This window comes from Pseudomonas sp. GW821-FHT09C10, from assembly GCF_059418085.1.
Genome location: NZ_JBWKPE010000007.1, coordinates 123082 through 139176, shown reverse-complemented (window position 1 = coordinate 139176; position 16095 = coordinate 123082). Strand labels below are relative to the sequence as shown.

At 57.4% G+C, this 16095-nt stretch carries 15 protein-coding genes; 8 read left to right on the top strand and 7 right to left on the bottom strand.

Annotated elements, in window-relative coordinates; translation table 11 throughout:
• Positions 1-18: 18 nt before the first annotated feature.
• The 7 genes from AC07OT_RS15475 (at position 19) to AC07OT_RS15445 (ending at position 5302) form a co-directional block, all read left to right on the top strand.
• Positions 19-645, top strand: coding sequence for a DNA repair protein (locus tag AC07OT_RS15475; protein WP_495108426.1), 627 nt, complete (start codon positions 19-21; stop codon positions 643-645).
• Positions 646-665: 20 nt separating this feature from the next.
• Complete coding sequence (locus AC07OT_RS15470) at positions 666-1127, top strand: YbjN domain-containing protein (protein ID WP_065924373.1); 462 nt, start codon at positions 666-668, stop codon at positions 1125-1127.
• Positions 1124-2065: a peptidylprolyl isomerase gene (locus AC07OT_RS15465; RefSeq protein ID WP_141157436.1), complete on the top strand. Its 942-nt coding sequence runs from the start codon at positions 1124-1126 to the stop codon at positions 2063-2065. The genes AC07OT_RS15470 and AC07OT_RS15465 overlap by 4 nt, the downstream gene beginning before the upstream one ends.
• 51 nt (positions 2066-2116) lie before the next feature.
• Complete coding sequence (locus tag AC07OT_RS15460) at positions 2117-3097, top strand: LysR family transcriptional regulator (protein WP_323147274.1); 981 nt, start codon at positions 2117-2119, stop codon at positions 3095-3097.
• 118 nt (positions 3098-3215) lie between these two features.
• Entirely contained in the window at positions 3216-3770 is a 555-nt protein-coding gene (locus AC07OT_RS15455; protein ID WP_495108425.1) for a histidine phosphatase family protein, read from the top strand.
• A gap of 45 nt (positions 3771-3815) precedes the next feature.
• Positions 3816-4571, top strand: coding sequence for a precorrin-6A synthase (deacetylating) (gene cobF, locus AC07OT_RS15450; RefSeq protein ID WP_495108424.1), 756 nt, complete (start codon positions 3816-3818; stop codon positions 4569-4571).
• 11 nt (positions 4572-4582) lie between these two features.
• Positions 4583-5302, top strand: coding sequence for an alpha/beta hydrolase (locus tag AC07OT_RS15445; RefSeq protein ID WP_115488593.1), 720 nt, complete (start codon positions 4583-4585; stop codon positions 5300-5302).
• 69 nt (positions 5303-5371) lie between these two features.
• On the opposite strand, the gene AC07OT_RS15440 is transcribed toward AC07OT_RS15445, so the two are convergent.
• Both AC07OT_RS15440 and AC07OT_RS15435 read right to left on the bottom strand, forming a co-directional pair.
• Entirely contained in the window at positions 5372-5926 is a 555-nt protein-coding gene (locus AC07OT_RS15440) for a DcrB/PsbP domain-containing protein (RefSeq protein ID WP_495108423.1), read from the bottom strand.
• Between the two features lie 72 nt (positions 5927-5998).
• Positions 5999-7807, bottom strand: coding sequence for a monovalent cation:proton antiporter-2 (CPA2) family protein (locus tag AC07OT_RS15435; RefSeq protein ID WP_495108422.1), 1809 nt, complete (start codon positions 7805-7807; stop codon positions 5999-6001).
• Positions 7808-8296: 489 nt separating this feature from the next.
• Between AC07OT_RS15435 and AC07OT_RS15430 the strand changes: the two genes are divergently transcribed.
• Entirely contained in the window at positions 8297-9289 is a 993-nt protein-coding gene (locus tag AC07OT_RS15430; RefSeq protein WP_257228077.1) for a glycosyltransferase family 2 protein, read from the top strand.
• Positions 9290-9340: 51 nt separating this feature from the next.
• On the opposite strand, the gene AC07OT_RS15425 is transcribed toward AC07OT_RS15430, so the two are convergent.
• Genes AC07OT_RS15425 through AC07OT_RS15405 form a run of 5 tightly spaced genes read right to left on the bottom strand, consistent with a single transcriptional unit; the run spans position 9341 to position 16063 of the window.
• Positions 9341-11044, bottom strand: coding sequence for a hypothetical protein (locus AC07OT_RS15425; protein ID WP_495108421.1), 1704 nt, complete (start codon positions 11042-11044; stop codon positions 9341-9343).
• Positions 11044-12195 carry a hypothetical protein gene (locus AC07OT_RS15420; protein WP_495108420.1) on the bottom strand — a complete coding sequence of 384 codons (1152 nt, stop codon included), beginning with the start codon at positions 12193-12195 and terminating at the stop codon, positions 11044-11046. Before AC07OT_RS15420 ends, AC07OT_RS15425 begins: the two co-directional genes overlap by 1 nt.
• Before the next feature lie 60 nt (positions 12196-12255).
• Positions 12256-13656 (bottom strand): ABC transporter ATP-binding protein, encoded by a 1401-nt coding sequence (locus AC07OT_RS15415; RefSeq protein ID WP_495108419.1) that lies wholly within the window; start codon positions 13654-13656, stop codon positions 12256-12258.
• Positions 13653-14504 (bottom strand): ABC transporter permease, encoded by an 852-nt coding sequence (locus AC07OT_RS15410; RefSeq protein ID WP_032885379.1) that lies wholly within the window; start codon positions 14502-14504, stop codon positions 13653-13655. The genes AC07OT_RS15415 and AC07OT_RS15410 overlap by 4 nt, the downstream gene beginning before the upstream one ends.
• A gap of 5 nt (positions 14505-14509) precedes the next feature.
• Positions 14510-16063, bottom strand: coding sequence for a CDP-glycerol glycerophosphotransferase family protein (locus AC07OT_RS15405; RefSeq protein ID WP_065939807.1), 1554 nt, complete (start codon positions 16061-16063; stop codon positions 14510-14512).
• Between the last annotated feature and the right edge of the window lie 32 nt (positions 16064-16095).

Here is a 16095-nt window from a genome sequence, read left to right as displayed (position 1 = left end):
TGCGCAGGGAGACGCCACATGAACACACGAATCTGCGCGCTGTTACTGCTGCTGGTGAGCACCGGCGCGTCGGCCGAAGGCATGGAGGAACGCCTGCGCACGCAATTGCGCAGCACCACCCAGCAATTGCAGGCGCTGCAAAGCGAACAGGCCCAGGCCAGTGCCGCACGGCTGGCCGCCGAAAACCAGGCCAAACAGGCCCAGGCGCAAATCAAGCAACTGACGGCCGAGCTGGAAAAGGCCCGTGGCACCGCAGAGCAACTGGCCGGCCAGCAACAGAGCCTGCACAGCCAGGCGCAGGCCCAGGTGGCGGCGAGCAACGAGCAGATCGGCAAGTTCAAGAAGGCTTATGACGAACTGCTGGTGCTGGCCAAGGGTAAAGAAGTCGAGCGCGCGCGCCTGCAGGCGGCCTTAAGCGAACGTGACACACAAGTGCAGCAATGTTCAGTCAAGAATCAACAGATGTACGGCGTGGCCCAGCAACTGCTCGCGGCCTACGAAAAAATCGATGTAGCCGAGGTGATGAGCATTCGCCAGCCGTTCGCCAGCAGCGCACGGGTCAAGTTCGAGGAGCTGGCCCAGGGTTTTGGCGACGATCTGTACAAGAGCCGTTCTGATGCGCCCCAGGCAGCCGCCAATCACTGATAGACAAGGAAGAGATCACCATGAGCGAATTGATCACCAGCGTCACCGTCCAGAGCCTCACCGACCTGTTGCAGGACGCCGGCTACCGGGTTAACCAGAGCGAGCAGAACGGCATCGTGCAGTTGCTCAGCGCCAGCCAGGGCATCGGCTTTGCCGTGCGCTTCGGCAACCCGGCGGCGGAGCAGGGCAGCTATGTGGACTTCACCTACAGCTGCGCGTTGCGGGTGCAGGGCGAGTTGCCCGAAGGCCTGGCCCCGGTATGGAACGCCTCGCGGCGCTTTGCGCGGTTGTCTGTGCAGGGCGAGTTCCTGCTGATGGAAATGGACGTGGTGGTGGCCGGGGTTGGCGTCACGCACCTGCGCAGCCAGCTGGAATTGTGGGATCGCCTGTTGCAGGAGTTTATCGTCTACCTGCGTGAGTACAGCCAGCAGGCCGCGCAGTTGCAGGCCGCCGCGGTGGGTGAAGAGGCGGCGGTGCTGTGAAAAAGCCAACCCTGATGCTCGGCGCGGGGGCGCTGGCTGTGCTGGTGGTGGCCGTGGCGTTGAGCCTGCGGCCGGGCAGCGACCCGGTGGCGGCCCAGCAACCGGCGCCGGTGATCAATCCCGCGCCGAGCGGGCCAGCGGTGGCGCGCCTGGGCAACCAGCAGATCGACCTGGCGGAGCTGAAAAGCGTGCTGGCCAGCCTGCCGGCCGAATCCCGCGAGCAACTGCGCGGCAACCGTGGCGCCCTGGAAACCTGGATTCGCTCGAGGCTGGCGCAAAAAGCCGTGCTTGAACAGGCCGATGCCCAGGGCTGGCGCCAGCGCCCGGAGGTGGAGCAGCAGACCCGCGCCGCCGCTGAGCAGATCGTGTTTCGCGACTATATGCTCTCGGTCAGCCAGGTGCCGGCGGACTACCCCAGCGCCGCCGAACTGCAACAGGCGTACGACAGCGGCAAGGCGCAATGGGTGACGCCGCCGTTGTACCAGGTGAGCCAGATTTTCCTTGCGGTGAATGACCCGCAACACCTCGATGCCGTACGGCGCCAGGCCCAGGAACTGAGCCGCAAGGCCCAGGCCGCGCCGGCTGATTTTGCCGCCCTGGCCACGCAGTTTTCCCAGGACCCCGACAGTGCCGCGCGCGGTGGCGATTCGGGGATGCAGCCGTTGCAGCAACTGGTGCCGGAGGTGCGCGGCGCGGTGGCGCGGCTCAAGGTCGGCGCGGTCTCGGATGTGGTGCAGAGCCCGGCCGGGTTCCATGTGCTCAAGCTCATCGGCCAGCAGCCGGCGCGTACCGCCACCCTGGACGAGCTGCGTGAACGCTTGACCCAGGCCCTGCGCGCCCAGCGCCAGGAACAGATCGCCAAGGCCTACCTGGAAGGCATGCTCAACACCGCGACCTTGAGTATCGACGGCGCCGAGTTGAACAAAGTGCTGGAGTAACACGCCTCAACCCGCATTGGATGCACAGACCAACCAGACAGGGAGTCTCCCATGGCATTTCTCGAACCGTCTGCCCCACAGGGGCCCACTGCTTACCGTGCACCTACCGAGCCCCGCAGTGCCTGGCTGGCCCTGGCCAGCGAGATCGACCCGGAGGTGGCCCGCTACTTTCTGGTGAGTGCGCGCTGCGGCTGTTTCATGCAGGCCGCGCGCAGCCTGAATATCAAGGCAACCCTGTTGCGCAAGCGCCTGGCCCAGCTGGAGGAACACCTGCGCCATGCGCTGTTCAGCTACCAGGGCAACGGCCTGGTGCTCAGCCGCGACGGCCAGCAATTGCAGGCCCAACTGATCGCCCTGGCCCATGAACGGCGCCTGCCGGTACTGGAACAGCCGCTGATTCGCCTGGCGGTGGCCGAGCCGATCCTGCACGACATCCTCGGCCGCGACCTGATCGCCTTGCTGCGCCGCAATGCCAGCGTGCGCCTGGAGATCATCTCCCTCGACAGCCACCTGTCCCTGCAAGCGGTGGACGTGGATGTGGTGCTGTGGCTGGCGGACACCGACGGCCCGGTGCCCGGCCCGAGCTTCGTCACCGAACCGCCGCGGGCGCTGGCGCGATTGCGGTACCTGCCGCATATCGCCAAGCGCTATTCACGCCTGACCACGCGCCCGGACAGCGTGGAAGACCTGGCTGACTACATGCTGGTGCAATGGCAGCCGGACGCCCAGGTCGAGGCCCTGCAGCCGTGGAACCAGGTGGTGCAACAGCGCCTGGCGGCGGTGGTGCAGGTGCATGCCTATTCGCTGATGCTGGAGATGATCCGCTGCGGCGCCTGCATCGGTTTGCTGCCGCACTACATGAGCAGCTTCGACCGGGGGCTGGTGGCGTTGCCCGGGTTGTTGGCCGAGGACAGCATGCAGCGCCAGGTGTGGCTGGCGGTGAATGCGCAGGTGCGCCATCCCGAGGCGGTGCAGATGATCGTCGAGTTGATCGTCGGTACGTTCGAGGGGCGGCGGGAGTGGTTTGACTAGCGCTGCAGTGCGCGGCCAATGATCGTTCCCTTGCTCCGCGTGGAAACGAAGGCGTTGCGTCATCGGGTTAACTGCGCCAGGCTTGGTCGCCTCGACCTCTGCGTATCAGCGACCCGCAATGCAAGCCACCCGCCTGACCTTGATCTGCCATGCCGCAACGTCCCTGCAAAAACAGGGGCGCTTTGCTGATGACGAGTGCGTTGCAATGGACTGGCAAGGCGCGGCGTTATCGCTGGCCAATCGCTATCCAAAAAACACACATTTGCTCTGTGCACCAGAGTTACGGGCACGGCAGACGGCGGGTTTGTATGGCCGTGAAGCGGTCATTGACGACGCGTTGCGTGATGGCGATTTGGGACGGTGGAAAGGCCAACGCCTCAGTCATGTCGACAGCGACGAGTTACAGGTCTGGCTGACCAACAGTGCCAGCGCGCCCCATGGCGGTGAGTCGGTCGATCAGGTGTGCACGCGGGTGGCGCAGTGGATGCAAACCCTGGAGGCCCAACCCGGGCACATCGTGGCCATCACCCATCCCTTTGTCATCCGCGCCGCGTTGCTGCATGTCATGCAGTGCCCGGTGTCGATGTTCTACCGGATCGACGTCGAGCCGCTGTCCGCCACCGAGCTGCGCTTCAACACGGTGTGGCGCCTGCGCCTGGAAACTCACGCCTGAGTGCGTGAACATGGCAAAATCCACGCCCCGCAATGAGAGCAATCCATGAAACGCATCCTGATCATCGGCATTGGCGCCGGCAACCCTGACTACATCACGATGCAGGCCGTGAAGGCGCTGAACCGCACCGACGTGTTTTTCCTGATGGACAAGGGCCAGAGCAAGGACAAGCTGATCGACCTGCGCCGTGAGATCTGCGAGACCTATATCACCGAACCCGGCTACCGCTTCGTCGAGGCCGACTGCCCCGAGCGCGTGCGCGGTGAGATCGACTACACCACCGCCGTGCAGGACCTCAACCGCGACAAGCAGGCCACCTTCGAACGCATGATCAACGAGGATATGGCCGACGATGAAGTGGGCGCTTTCCTGGCCTGGGGCGACCCGGCGCTGTACGACAGCACCATTCGCATCCTGCAGGCGATCCTGGCCAGTGGCCGCTGCGTCTTTGAATTCGAGGTGATTCCCGGCATTACCAGTGTGCAGGCCCTGGCGGCCCAGCATAAGGTGGCGTTGAACCGTATCGGCAAGTCCATCGAGATCACCACCGGGCGTCGCCTGGCGGCGGGGCAGGCCAGCGAGGCCGATACCCTGGTGGTCATGCTCGACGCAGAAGATTCCTACCGCACGGTGGCCGATCAGGACCTGGAGATTTACTGGGGCGCCTACCTAGGCACGCCGGATGAGATATTGATCAGCGGCAAGGTCAGTGAAGTGGCGGAACAGATCGAACGGGTGCGCAAGGCGGCGCGCCTGGAAAATGGCTGGATCATGGACACCTACTTGTTGCGTAAACCCTGAGGTCACGTCCCATGTTCAAACTGCTTGCCCTCGCGCTGGCCCTGGTGGCCGGCGTTGCCCACGCCGATTCCGAGTTGCACACCGATTTGCCGCTGGCGTACCTGGAACAGACCCAGGGCGATGCGCGCAACGAGCCGCTGGTGATTTTCCTGCACGGGTTCGGCAGCAATGAGGAAGACCTGTTCGGCATCAAGGACGCACTGCCGTCCACCTGGACCTACCTCTCGGCCCGCGCGCCGACACCGGTGCAGCCAAGTGGCTTTCGCTGGTTTACCAAGACCCCGGGTGACGGCGATTACGATGGTGTGACCGCCGATTTGCACAGCAGCGCCAAGCTGATCAAGGACTTTGTCGGCCAGGCCACCGCCAAGTATCACACCCAGCCTGACCGGGTATTCCTGGTGGGGTTCAGCCAGGGCGCGATCATGGCGTATGAGGTGGCTTTACGTGACCCGCAACTGGTGCGTGGCATTGCCGCGCTGAGTGGCAGCGTGCTGCCGGTGCTCAAGGCTGAGCTCAAGCCGGATCAGCGCTTGAACAACCTGGCGATCTTTATTGGCCATGGCACCCTGGACCAGGCACTGCCCTATGCCTCGGCGACGCGGGCGAATGAGGCGTTGGTGGGGCTTGGATTGAAGCCGGAGTTTCATGGCTATCCGGGGATGAACCACACGGTCAGTGAGGCGGAAGTGCAGGATCTTAAGGCCTGGCTGGAAACGAGTTTGAAGTGAGCGCGCTGAACAAAGGTGGGAGGGGGTAAGCTCCCTCCCTCCTTTGATGGGTGTTGTCAGGACTCTTTGTTATTTGCCGCCGGTAATCTGCTTCACCAGCTCTGCATGCCCCTTCGCATCATCGGCCCGCGAGATCGCCTGGATTACCAGCAAGTGGTTGCCGGAGCCGCCGAGGAACGTGGAGTTCAAGGTCTTGCCGCCGCCCTGGGTGGCGGTGCTGTCCACCTGACGCAGGCCGAGGCCCTTGAAGGTCAGTTTCTTCTCGCTCAGCTTCTTGAAGTCGGGCAGGGCTGCGCTCTGGTCCTTGACGAAACCGGCCACGGCACCATCGAGGAACTGCGGGTCGTTGTCCTTGATGGTTACGCCGTCGTTGCGCACGGTTTCGGCGACGATCACCACACTTTTCGTATTCTGGTTGGCGTACATCGTGCCTTGGGTATCAGCGGTGCCGTCCTCGGCCTTGCCGGCCGGGAGGGTGTCGGCGGCGTAGGCTTTGGGCAGATTGAAGTTGAACTTACCACCCAAGGTGGAAATGGTTTGCGTGGCCGGCTTGGCGGCGGCGAAGACGCTGCCGGCGGTCAGCGCGAGGGCCAGCAGGATAGCGGTCTTGGTGAACGTGGCCATGAAGCGCTCCAGGGGTGAACGAAATTGCGGCACATTCTGTCAGAAAATTCGCAATATCGTTCGCCCTTAGCCTCACACCTTGTCGGACTCTTCCTCAAGTCGATCCATCTCAAACAGTCGCGCCAGTTCCGCCCGGGCTTCCTGGGCGGTTTGCATCACCTTGGCCGCATCGTCGTACACCGCGTGCTGGGCGGCGAGCACTTGCAGGTCGTGGTGCTTGAAGCGGGTGATGCGGGCGTCGGCCTGGGCCTGGGTTAACCCAAGGCCCACCAGGGTGCGACGGCTCATTTCCAGGCTGGAGTAGAAGGTCTCGCGAACCGGCGAGGCGTCGAGGTCCACCAGGCGGTGCACGTGCTGGCGGTTACGCGCACGGGCGATGATCTGCATATGCGGGTAGAGGTTGCGCACCAGTTCGGCGGTCTTGATATTGATCTCGGGGTCGTCCATGGCGATCACGAAGAACTCCGCCTGGTCGACCTTGGCGGCGTGCAGGATCTCCGGACGTTGCGGATCACCGTAGAACACCGGCATGCCGCCGAAACTGCGGGTCAGCTCGATGGTTTCCACCGACGTGTCGAGGGCGATGAAGGAGATGTTCTGCGCGCGCAGGATACGCGCGACGATCTGGCCCATACGGCCCATGCCGGCGATCACCACGCGCGGCGCATCGCTTTCGATGGTGCGATATTCCTCCGGTACTTCCACCGGCTTGACCTTGGGCTTGAACAGCTTGGGGCAGACCAGCAGTAACAGGGGGGTGACGGCCATGGACAGGGTGATGGTCAGCACCAGCACATCGTAGAGGTGCGGTTCGAACAGGCCCTGGTCGCGGCCGATCTTGAAGACCACGAAGGCGAACTCACCGCCCGCTGCCAGCACCACACCCAGGCGCAGGGCGCTTTCGCGGTTGAGATCACCTACCATACGACCCACGGCATACAGCAGCGGCAGCTTCAGGCCGATCAACAGCAGGGTCAGGCCGATCACCACCAGCGGCGAGCTGAGCAGCAGGCTGAGGTTGGCGCCCATGCCCACGCTGATAAAGAACAGCCCCAGCAGCAGGCCCTTGAACGGCTCGATCTGGGATTCCAGTTCGTGGCGATACTCCGAGTCCGCCAGCAGCAGGCCGGCGAGGAAGGCACCGAGGGCCATGGAAACACCCACCAGTTCCATCAGCCAGGCGGTACCGATCACCACCAGCAAGGCGGTGGCGGTGGACACTTCGCGCAGGCCGGTCTTGGCGACGATGCGAAACACCGGCCGCAGCAGGTAGCGCCCGCCGATGATCACCACGGCAATACTGCCGAGGATCTGCAGGACGTGTTGCAGGCCCTGGGCTTCGGTGGCCGGATGATCGCTGCCGGCCAGCAGCGGCACCATGGCAATCAACGGGATCGCGGCGATGTCCTGGAACAGCAGGATCGCAAACGCCAGGCGCCCGTGGGGCTGGTTCAGCTCCTTGCGCTCGGCCAGGCTTTGCAGGCCGAACGCGGTGGACGACAGCGCCAGGCCAAGGCCGAGCACGATTGCGCTGTTCCACGGCTGGCCAAACAGCCATAACGCCACCGCGCCCATGACCAGGCCGGTGAGCAGTACCTGGGCCAGGCCGACGCCAAATACCGCCTTGCGCATCACCCATAAACGCTTGGGCGACAGCTCCAGGCCGATGATAAACAGCAGCAACACCACGCCCAGTTCGGAGAACTGCGCGACGCTTTGCGGGTTGCCGATCAGGCCCAATACCGACGGGCCGATGATCACGCCGGCAAACAGATAACCCAGCACTGCGCCCAATTGCAGGCGCTTGGCCAGGGGTACGGTCAGCACGGCGGCGAGCAGGAACACCACGGCTGCTTGTAACAGATTGCCTTCATGGGGCATTGCGAACTCCAGGATCTTTAAAACCAATCGACAGGAGGGTATTAGAGCGCTTTTTACATTTCGAAAATTGTGTTTTTGAGGCGAATGTCAATAAATACTGGACGAAACTCCCATTTATAGGGCGTCAGAAAAATATTAAGGGCCTTCAATTCATGAATTTTTGAGGGCTACTGCTGTTTCGTCTAACAAGGTCTGCCGTCGTATGTGTAAGGTATTTCCTACATGGAAAGTGGTGAACATTTGACTAGTGGCAATTTGCAATGTGTTAGAGAATCGATTTTCACTCAGAGTAGGATAGACAATCGTACAGCTGGAGTGGAAAATGCCAATTCGAGAACAGATTTTTCTGATTTGCGCTGGTCGCGCTTTTTGTGCGTATCGAATTTGAACTTTACGCTAGAGAAACAGCTCGAAAGTATTCTCGGCTTGTGAAACGCAAATTTTTATTGCTATCGGCACTGATGCTTGGATTTTGGGGATTTACGAAACGTGACTGTAAACAGGATTTCAAAAGGTTTAGATCCCGATCACGTACCAATGGATGGTGTGGGCTTGGCTGCTACTGCTTCTGTCGCCGTATTGTTGTGCACACGAGATGGTGAACGCTTCCTCGAAGAGCAAATAGCTTCAATTTCTCGTCAAACCCATCAGAACTTTAAAATCTATGTTTCTGACGATGGCTCCAGTGATTCTACACGAGCCATCGTTACTGCTCACGTTGAGCGCTTGGGGCATGAGTGCATTGAACTGACTCACGGCCCAGTTGAGGGGTTTGCCCGGAATTTTTTATCCGTTAGTTGTCGAGCTGATGTAAATGCCGACTATTATGCATGGTGCGATCAGGATGATATTTGGAATGAGGATAAACTCCAGATAGCTGTAGATAAGCTTGCCGGTGGCGATAGTTCTGTGCCGGCACTCTATTGTTCGCGCACTGAGCTAATTGATGAGCATGGCCAGAGTATCGGTTTTTCCTCATTTTTTTCAAAGCCTGCAACATTTCAGAACGCACTCGTTCAAAATATTGCAGGTGGAAATACCATGGTTTTCAACCAGGCACTGATGGATCTGATCCGTGAGGCGGGTGATCGTGTGCCTGCGGCGTCTCACGATTGGTGGGCTTACATGATTGTCAGCGGTTGTAATGGTCGAATTTATTATGACGCAACGCCCACTGTGCGTTATCGCCAGCACAGTTTGAATTGCATCGGTACCAATCGTGGGTTTCGTAACAACAGTAAACGTGCAAAGGAACTTTGGCGTGGACGTTATCAGCGCTGGATTGATAACAATATTGTTTCGTTGCAGGTAATCAGCCATCGGTTCACCGCGGAAAACAGGAAGATCCTTGAGCGATTTTCCGAGGCGAGAAAGAATAGGTTTTTTGGGCGGCTTTGGGGTTTTATGCGCTCAGGAGTCTATCGTCAGACGCTGATCGGGAATCTCGGTCTGGTGGTCGCGGTAATTATGCGCCGCGTATAGAAAACGGCGGCGCGAGCCGGTTGGCAAGCGCCTGATAGATGTATGTCTATGTCAGAAGATGAAGTCAGCTGGGGTGAGTTCTTCTTTCTTTATATTGAGCAGCAAGATTGAATCATCTGCGTTCAGCGTGATAAGCAAGTTGTCGCCCACCTCTACCGAGGCATCCAGTACGTCTTCGAAGGTAGCTAAAATACCTGCAAGGTCAATTTTATCTTGCTCACCGGCACTACCTGAAAAGTCTCCAATGATAGTTTCTCCGCCACCGCTGCCTTTCCAGAAAATAAAAGTGTCAGCGCCAGGGCCACCCCACAGGATATCGTTGCCTTCACCCCCATCCAGAACATCATCACCTGGGCCGCCAAAAAGCTCGTCGTCTCCATCATCACCATAGAGATAGTCATTTCCTTCCCCGCCTTCAATACGATCGTTGCCACCTCCGCCAGCCAGCAAGTTGTCGTGGGCATCGCCGAGGATCACGTCGTTGTAGGGCGAACCCTGGGCGCCTCGAATGTTGATCAGACGATCGTTACCACCGCCGCCAGACGCTCGTCCTGCGGCCAGATCAATGAATACGGGGTTGTCGGGCTTGCTTGGGTCGATCGGGGACCAGTAATCGACCATATTCCGCTCGCCGATTCCAATGATGATGTCGTCACCGTTGGATGGATTCGGTCGAGGAAGAAAGGCCGGGTTGGAGCGACGGTGCAGCGGTGAAAGGTAGGTCAGGTAAGGGGGCTCCACGGTTTCGATTTGGCCGGGTGTTGCCCGTCCCGGTTTCAAATCAAGAGTCTCTTCATCCGAAGTATTCTGCCCTAGATCTGCCACTCTTGTTCTGTCGTGATTGTCGGGGAGGTAATAAGGGATAAACGCATTGGTGACCCGGTTCCCAAGAAAAGAGCCCGACTCGGATCGCTTAAACGTTATTCCTTGCTTGAAGTTGTTGACCCGATTGTTGCTGATGACGACATCCCTGATGCCATCGCCACCTACCCATATACCGTAAGTAGACCTTGATCTGCTTTTCCAGGCGGGAGATGCGCTGCTTATTTCGAGCTCCCGATTGGCGACGCGATTATTGTCTACGACACTGCCTTCGCCATAGCGCGAGAGTGAAATGCCTACTCCCTCACTGATATCCTGAATGCCTTGGCCTCTTACTTCCATGATGCTGTTGTTTTGAATGAGGACCTCTTTGCCATAAGTTTCGATACCCATGGCATAAGCGTTGTCAGTAGTCGTGTCGCCACCGATGTCCGAGACTATATTGTCAGAAATGACTGAATTCTCACCCTCAACCCGAATGCCTCTGAATGTACTGAAGCGAATATTCATGCCTTCGACTAAATGATCGCGTCCTTCCAGCATTGAAGAGTGAGTGGCGAGATCGGAGAGGCCGGAAAGATATACTCCGTACTGGAAACCGCGAATACGTCCATTTTTTATGGTGATATTGCTTTGGCCGAACGAAAAAATACCGAATCCGGTATTGTCGCCGTCAGTCGGTCCGGTGATTGTATTTTGATTAAGGTCGATGGTGACATTGCTGGCAAGGATTTCAATGCCGTTACGATCGCTGTTCAATGACCGCGCAAGCCTATAGTTTCCTGGCCGACTGATGGTGTAGGGAATGCTTTCAATAACAGTAGCGTCGTCGTAAGTCTCCTTGTGCAGGGAAATGATCAGCGTTGCAACGCTGAGGACTATCAGTGCAGCAATAAATATGGGCGTAGCGGCTTTTATGTTGAGACGGAGCATTATTTAATTCTTAGAGGTGTTGGGCGAAGTGGTGGTGAGGTCTGTCTGGTGTTTTTTAGTATTTTTTCATTGGCCAGAGTCATATATTCTTTGTGCGCGGGCCTGAAGAACTTATCAATGTTTTGCGCAGTCAGTGCGTGAATAAGATGGGGGGCTTGCAATAAGCTCAGTAGCGCTGATGCGGATGAAACGGAAATAATGCCGCAAGATTCGAGTACGTGACCTAGGAACTCGATCGGCAGGCAATCCAGGCTGTCAGGCAGTTTTTTTGCATTATAGTTATCAAGTTGCTGTATTAGCTGCGCAATGAATGTGGCAGGCGTTCCGGCGTGTTTTTTAATAAATAGGGTGCTGCCCGGCGTCACGTATTTTCTGCAGATTTCTACATACAGTTCAAGCTCGTCAGACTCATCAGTCAGTTTACTGCTCGTGAAGTTGCTGAGGATGAGTAACCAGGATGGCTCTGTTTTTGATCTTGTGGCAATTTCCTGTTCAAGCCGGAGTACGGGTGCAAAAAATCTTTTGAGGGTGCTGAGCGTCTGGATGAGGATTTCGGTAGGTATGATGCTGTGTTCGGGGCCGGGAAGGGTGCGGTCCAGGTCGCCAAAATCGATGACGGTCAACGCTCTCTCTGCTGCAAGCCATTCGCTGTCGATGTTGACACGGCTGAACCAAAACAAATGTTTAAGCCCACGAAGGCTTACATCAAAGGCCGGGGTAGGGGGGGTTGTGGGTGGATAGAGAAAGCCAGGCGAGTCTCCATAACAGATGTTCCGTTTTGCTGCTAAAGCCTGCATGAACGCCTGCGCAGTATGTTCTGAACTGGCATCGTGTGCGTAGTAGAACGCGGGGCATTCTCCGGGAGTGATATTCAAGTACTCACGGAGCCACTCAGAGCGTTTTGACAATTTTCGGTACGGTGACAGAGGCCCTTTTCGTTCTTTCAGGGATGGCAGCACTGCGGTGACGAACGGGAAACTTTTAAGAGCAGCATCAAAGAATTGCCGGCTTTGTGAGTGTGGTGAGTGGTCCATTGGTTGATAGGACCAGAGCACGAGAGTGGCGGGGCTTTCTCTTGCAATATTCCTGGATTCTCTATCGAAGCGTAGCGCGCAGAGGGCATGTAAAAGTTGATGTGGAGACGAGATCAAAATTACCTCTTTCCCCCGAGAGGCAGGGGAAAGGGCGTGCTCATTGTCCGCGACCACTGACTATCGCGCCTGACGGTTTACGGGCATATCTACGTCCCAGGACAGGTGAGGCCGCACCATGCAGTTGGGCCATGCGTTGGGCCAGTTCCCACGAACCCCGGTCGCCTCACTGTCATCGGCAACGGTAAAGCTGATAACTGCCTGTTTGATGATCCGGTGGTCGATTTCAGCGCCAGGCCACAGTTCGACATCGATGCGATAGTCCCCAACATTGAGCAGCGGCGACTTCACGGTGCAGCGCTCGACATATTGTCCCACGGCCCGGATTTCGCTTCCTGTGTACAGGTTGTCCATGCTCACCAGGACATAATGGCCCGCCAGGTCTTTCAGGTGAAGGTGCACATTAATCGGCCACTTCGCCTCAAGTACCGTGAACTTGACTTCGATGACAAACTCTTCCTTTACGTCAAATTCGGGGCTCGGATTGCCGTTGTGATCAAGCACCATGATCGAATCGAGCCTTACACAGTCGTCAAACATCGGCGCGCTGGCCTCAGCCCAAGTGACTGCCGGCGTCAGTTGAATGCCTGAACGTATATAAGAACGGGTGATGTCTGAAACGCTTTGTGTAGAAAGTTGCGGGTCTTCGTCGCTTTTTGGCAGTTCGATTTTGCTGTCGTTGATGATACGGCCGTGAGCCATATGTACGGCTCTATTGCAGATACGGTTGACGGCATCCATATCGTGGCTGACGAACAGCAGTGTGCGTCCCTGGTCGGCTACTTGAAGCATTTTTTCGGTACAGCGTCTCTGGAACGCGGCATCACCGACCGCCAGAACTTCATCGACGATGAGAATCTCGGACTCAAGGTGCGCTGCCACGGAAAAGGCGAGGCGCACATACATGCCTGAGGAATAACGCTTCACCGGCGTGTCAATCAGTTCGCCGAGTTCTGAGAACTCGATGATTTCCTCGATACGGCGGCTGATTTCCTGAGGTTTCATGCCCATGATCGAGCCGTTCAGGTAGATGTTTTCGCGACCGCTGAGATCGCCGTGAAATCCTGTGCCGATCTCCAACAGGCTGATCAAGCGTCCACGGAAACGAAAGCCACCATGGGAGGGGGATGTGATTCTGGACAGGATTTTCAGCAGTGTACTTTTGCCGCAACCGTTGGGACCGATAATACCGACTCGATCACCTTGTTTTATCTCCAGGTCCACATCCTTCAGAGACCAGAAGTGATTGGGGGGCGCGTCTTGGGTCTGCGTGGCGTCGAGAATGGTGTGCGATTCGTGAGTGGTTTCCACCGGTTTCGCAGTTTTCGACTTTTGCAGCGGGTTAATGACTCGACCGAGCATCCACCGAATACGCATATTGATCATTTCGGCGGCTGTAACGTTGGACTTGCCGATCCGATAAAGTTTGGAAACGTTCTCGCAACGAATAGCCCACGTCATAGGGTGTCTACCACATTTTTATCGAAGTGCTGGAATATAAAGACGCCAACCGAGAAGCAAGTCACTGCAATGGCAATGAGCGTAAGCAGGGTGGATTGTGCTGGCCAATGTCCGTGCATGGCATCACGGTAACCGGTAATTACCAGAGAGAGTGGGTTGACTGCATACCAGGGTTTAGCCCAAGGCGGGACAGCCGAGACCGGGTAAATGGCAGGTGTTGAGTAATAAAAAAGTTGTAATGCCAGCGGGACCAAATGTTTCACGTCTCGATACTTGGCATTTAACGGTGCGAGCATCAGACCTATGCCCAGGCCTGTCATGAGTGTGCAGGCCAGCAGCAGCGGCATGATGAGCAGCAATTGAATCGTCCAGACGTCATAGATAATGGCGAACGGCGTAATCAGTAACGTGTAGGCGATCAGGAAGTCAACGGCCGCGCCTACGGCGTAGGCGCCGCCAATGAGCAGGCGAGGGAAGTAGACCTTGGTGATCAGGCCTGCGTTGCCTTCGATCATCTGGACCGAGGGGTTAAGGACGTTCATGAAGGCGTACCAGGGTATGACCGCCACCAGGTAAAACATAATGGTGGGGAGCCCATCGGTCGGCACCTTGACCATGATGCCGAACACGATAACGAATACGCCAACGGTAATGAGTGGGGTCAGAACGACCCAGCCCAAGCCGAATATCGTTTGCGTATAACGCCCCTTCAGATCCCGTTTGCAGAATACCCACAACAGTAATCGAAAATCCCATAGGGTTCTGATCAGTCCGCGCAGGTCGAAACGGCGGGAATTGTTGACGACCGTTTCCTTGAGAGGCGGGCGGATTTTTTCTTCGGTACTCATGAGGGTCAGGTTCTGGTTGAGGGGGTGGAGAGAGGCTGAGCGCTGGTCAGTTCGTCGAACAGGTCGATAATTCTCGCCATCGATTTACCGTCATGCAGGCCCCATTCATGAGCGCATTCAATTTGATTGGCTCGGGCCTCGGCGTACGCTTCCTTGTTGTCGGTCAATTGCTCCAGGGTCGATTGGAAGACGCTGTAGCGGTTGGTCGTAACAAGGCCTTTGGCGTTATCGAAGTCGGTATAGCCGTAGTCGTAGCAGTCATAGTTGATAGCTGGAATTCCACACGCCGTGGCCCAGCGTAGAGTGGACGACACGCACGCGACAAACAGGTCGCACGCGGGAACGAGTTCGAGTGTGTCGATATCGGTCACCCGGTGATGCAGGCGATAGGGCCTGAGGACTTCACTCAACAGTTCGGGGTCGGTGACGGGGTGTGGACGAATTACCACATTGAAATCAGTAAAGCGACTGACGCTTGCGAGGGCTTTAGCCCAGGCCTTGCACAGTGCCTTGTAGTCCTGGAACTCCATTGGGATGCTGCGTGAGCCATATTGGTCGGTGGGCCAGGCACAGACGAGCAAAGGCTTTGCAGGATCCAGGCGCAGTCGTCGGAAAATACGCTCTCGGGCGGTTTGCGACTCTCTTGCGGCATGCATGACGTCGTCGTATGCGGCCCCCGTCAAGCGCAACTGTTTCTCCGGGAAGCGCATGCGGCGATAGTAACGCTCCATTTCCGGGCTTTCGACGGCGATGCAGGTCACGCTGCTGTTATTGGGGATCCAGGGGTGTTCCGGTGCAAAACCGAAGGCTTCCAGCAAGAATATGCGCTGGCCGGGCAGACGAAGGAGTTTCTTCGAGGCGTAGTAGTTGACCCAGTGCGGAAACAGAAACGCCGCCAGTTTGTTAAGGATATTCCTGTCCGCTTCGTACATCGGTTTGTCGGAAAGGCTTTCGACCATTTCCTTGGCCGTGCCTACGGCGAACGGGACGATCAGTGTTGGGACGTTATCTTTGTTGCAGATTTTCGTCAGCAGGGTATTCACCGACCCCGGGAATTCCTGGCCGAAAACCACCATTGAAGGCTTGAGGACTTTATATAACTGACGCGCGTAGTTAAACGGTTGGAAGTTTTTGCTGTTGGCTTTTTCCGTGCGCTTTTGCTTGGTGCGCGTGGCGAAGTCGTGCAGCTTGAAAAATGGACTGAGCACTGTCGTCAGAATCAGGCCGGCCCATGTGAATGCTCGACCTTTGGGATTGGCCTTTTGCACCAAGGAGTGAGGGATATAACCGTTTTCAAGCTCCTTCGCGATCTTTTCGTACTTCATCGACAATAGAGAGCGTTTCAACGGACGCCCCGGGTAGTAAGCACCGAAGCCGTTCATGCGGCAAAACGCACGGTCAGGCTTGAGGTTGATATAGCCCGCTTGTACGAAAAGGAAGCTGACGTCGTAGCCTGCCATCTTGGCAGCTACTGCGACACGGCGAAGCTCGACGAACTCCCCGGCTTCGTTTACGACAAAAAGCACATTTTTGCCAGGGAGTGGAGAGCCCAATTTCATTCCTCACCTTTTGTTGCGTGCATCGTCCTGAC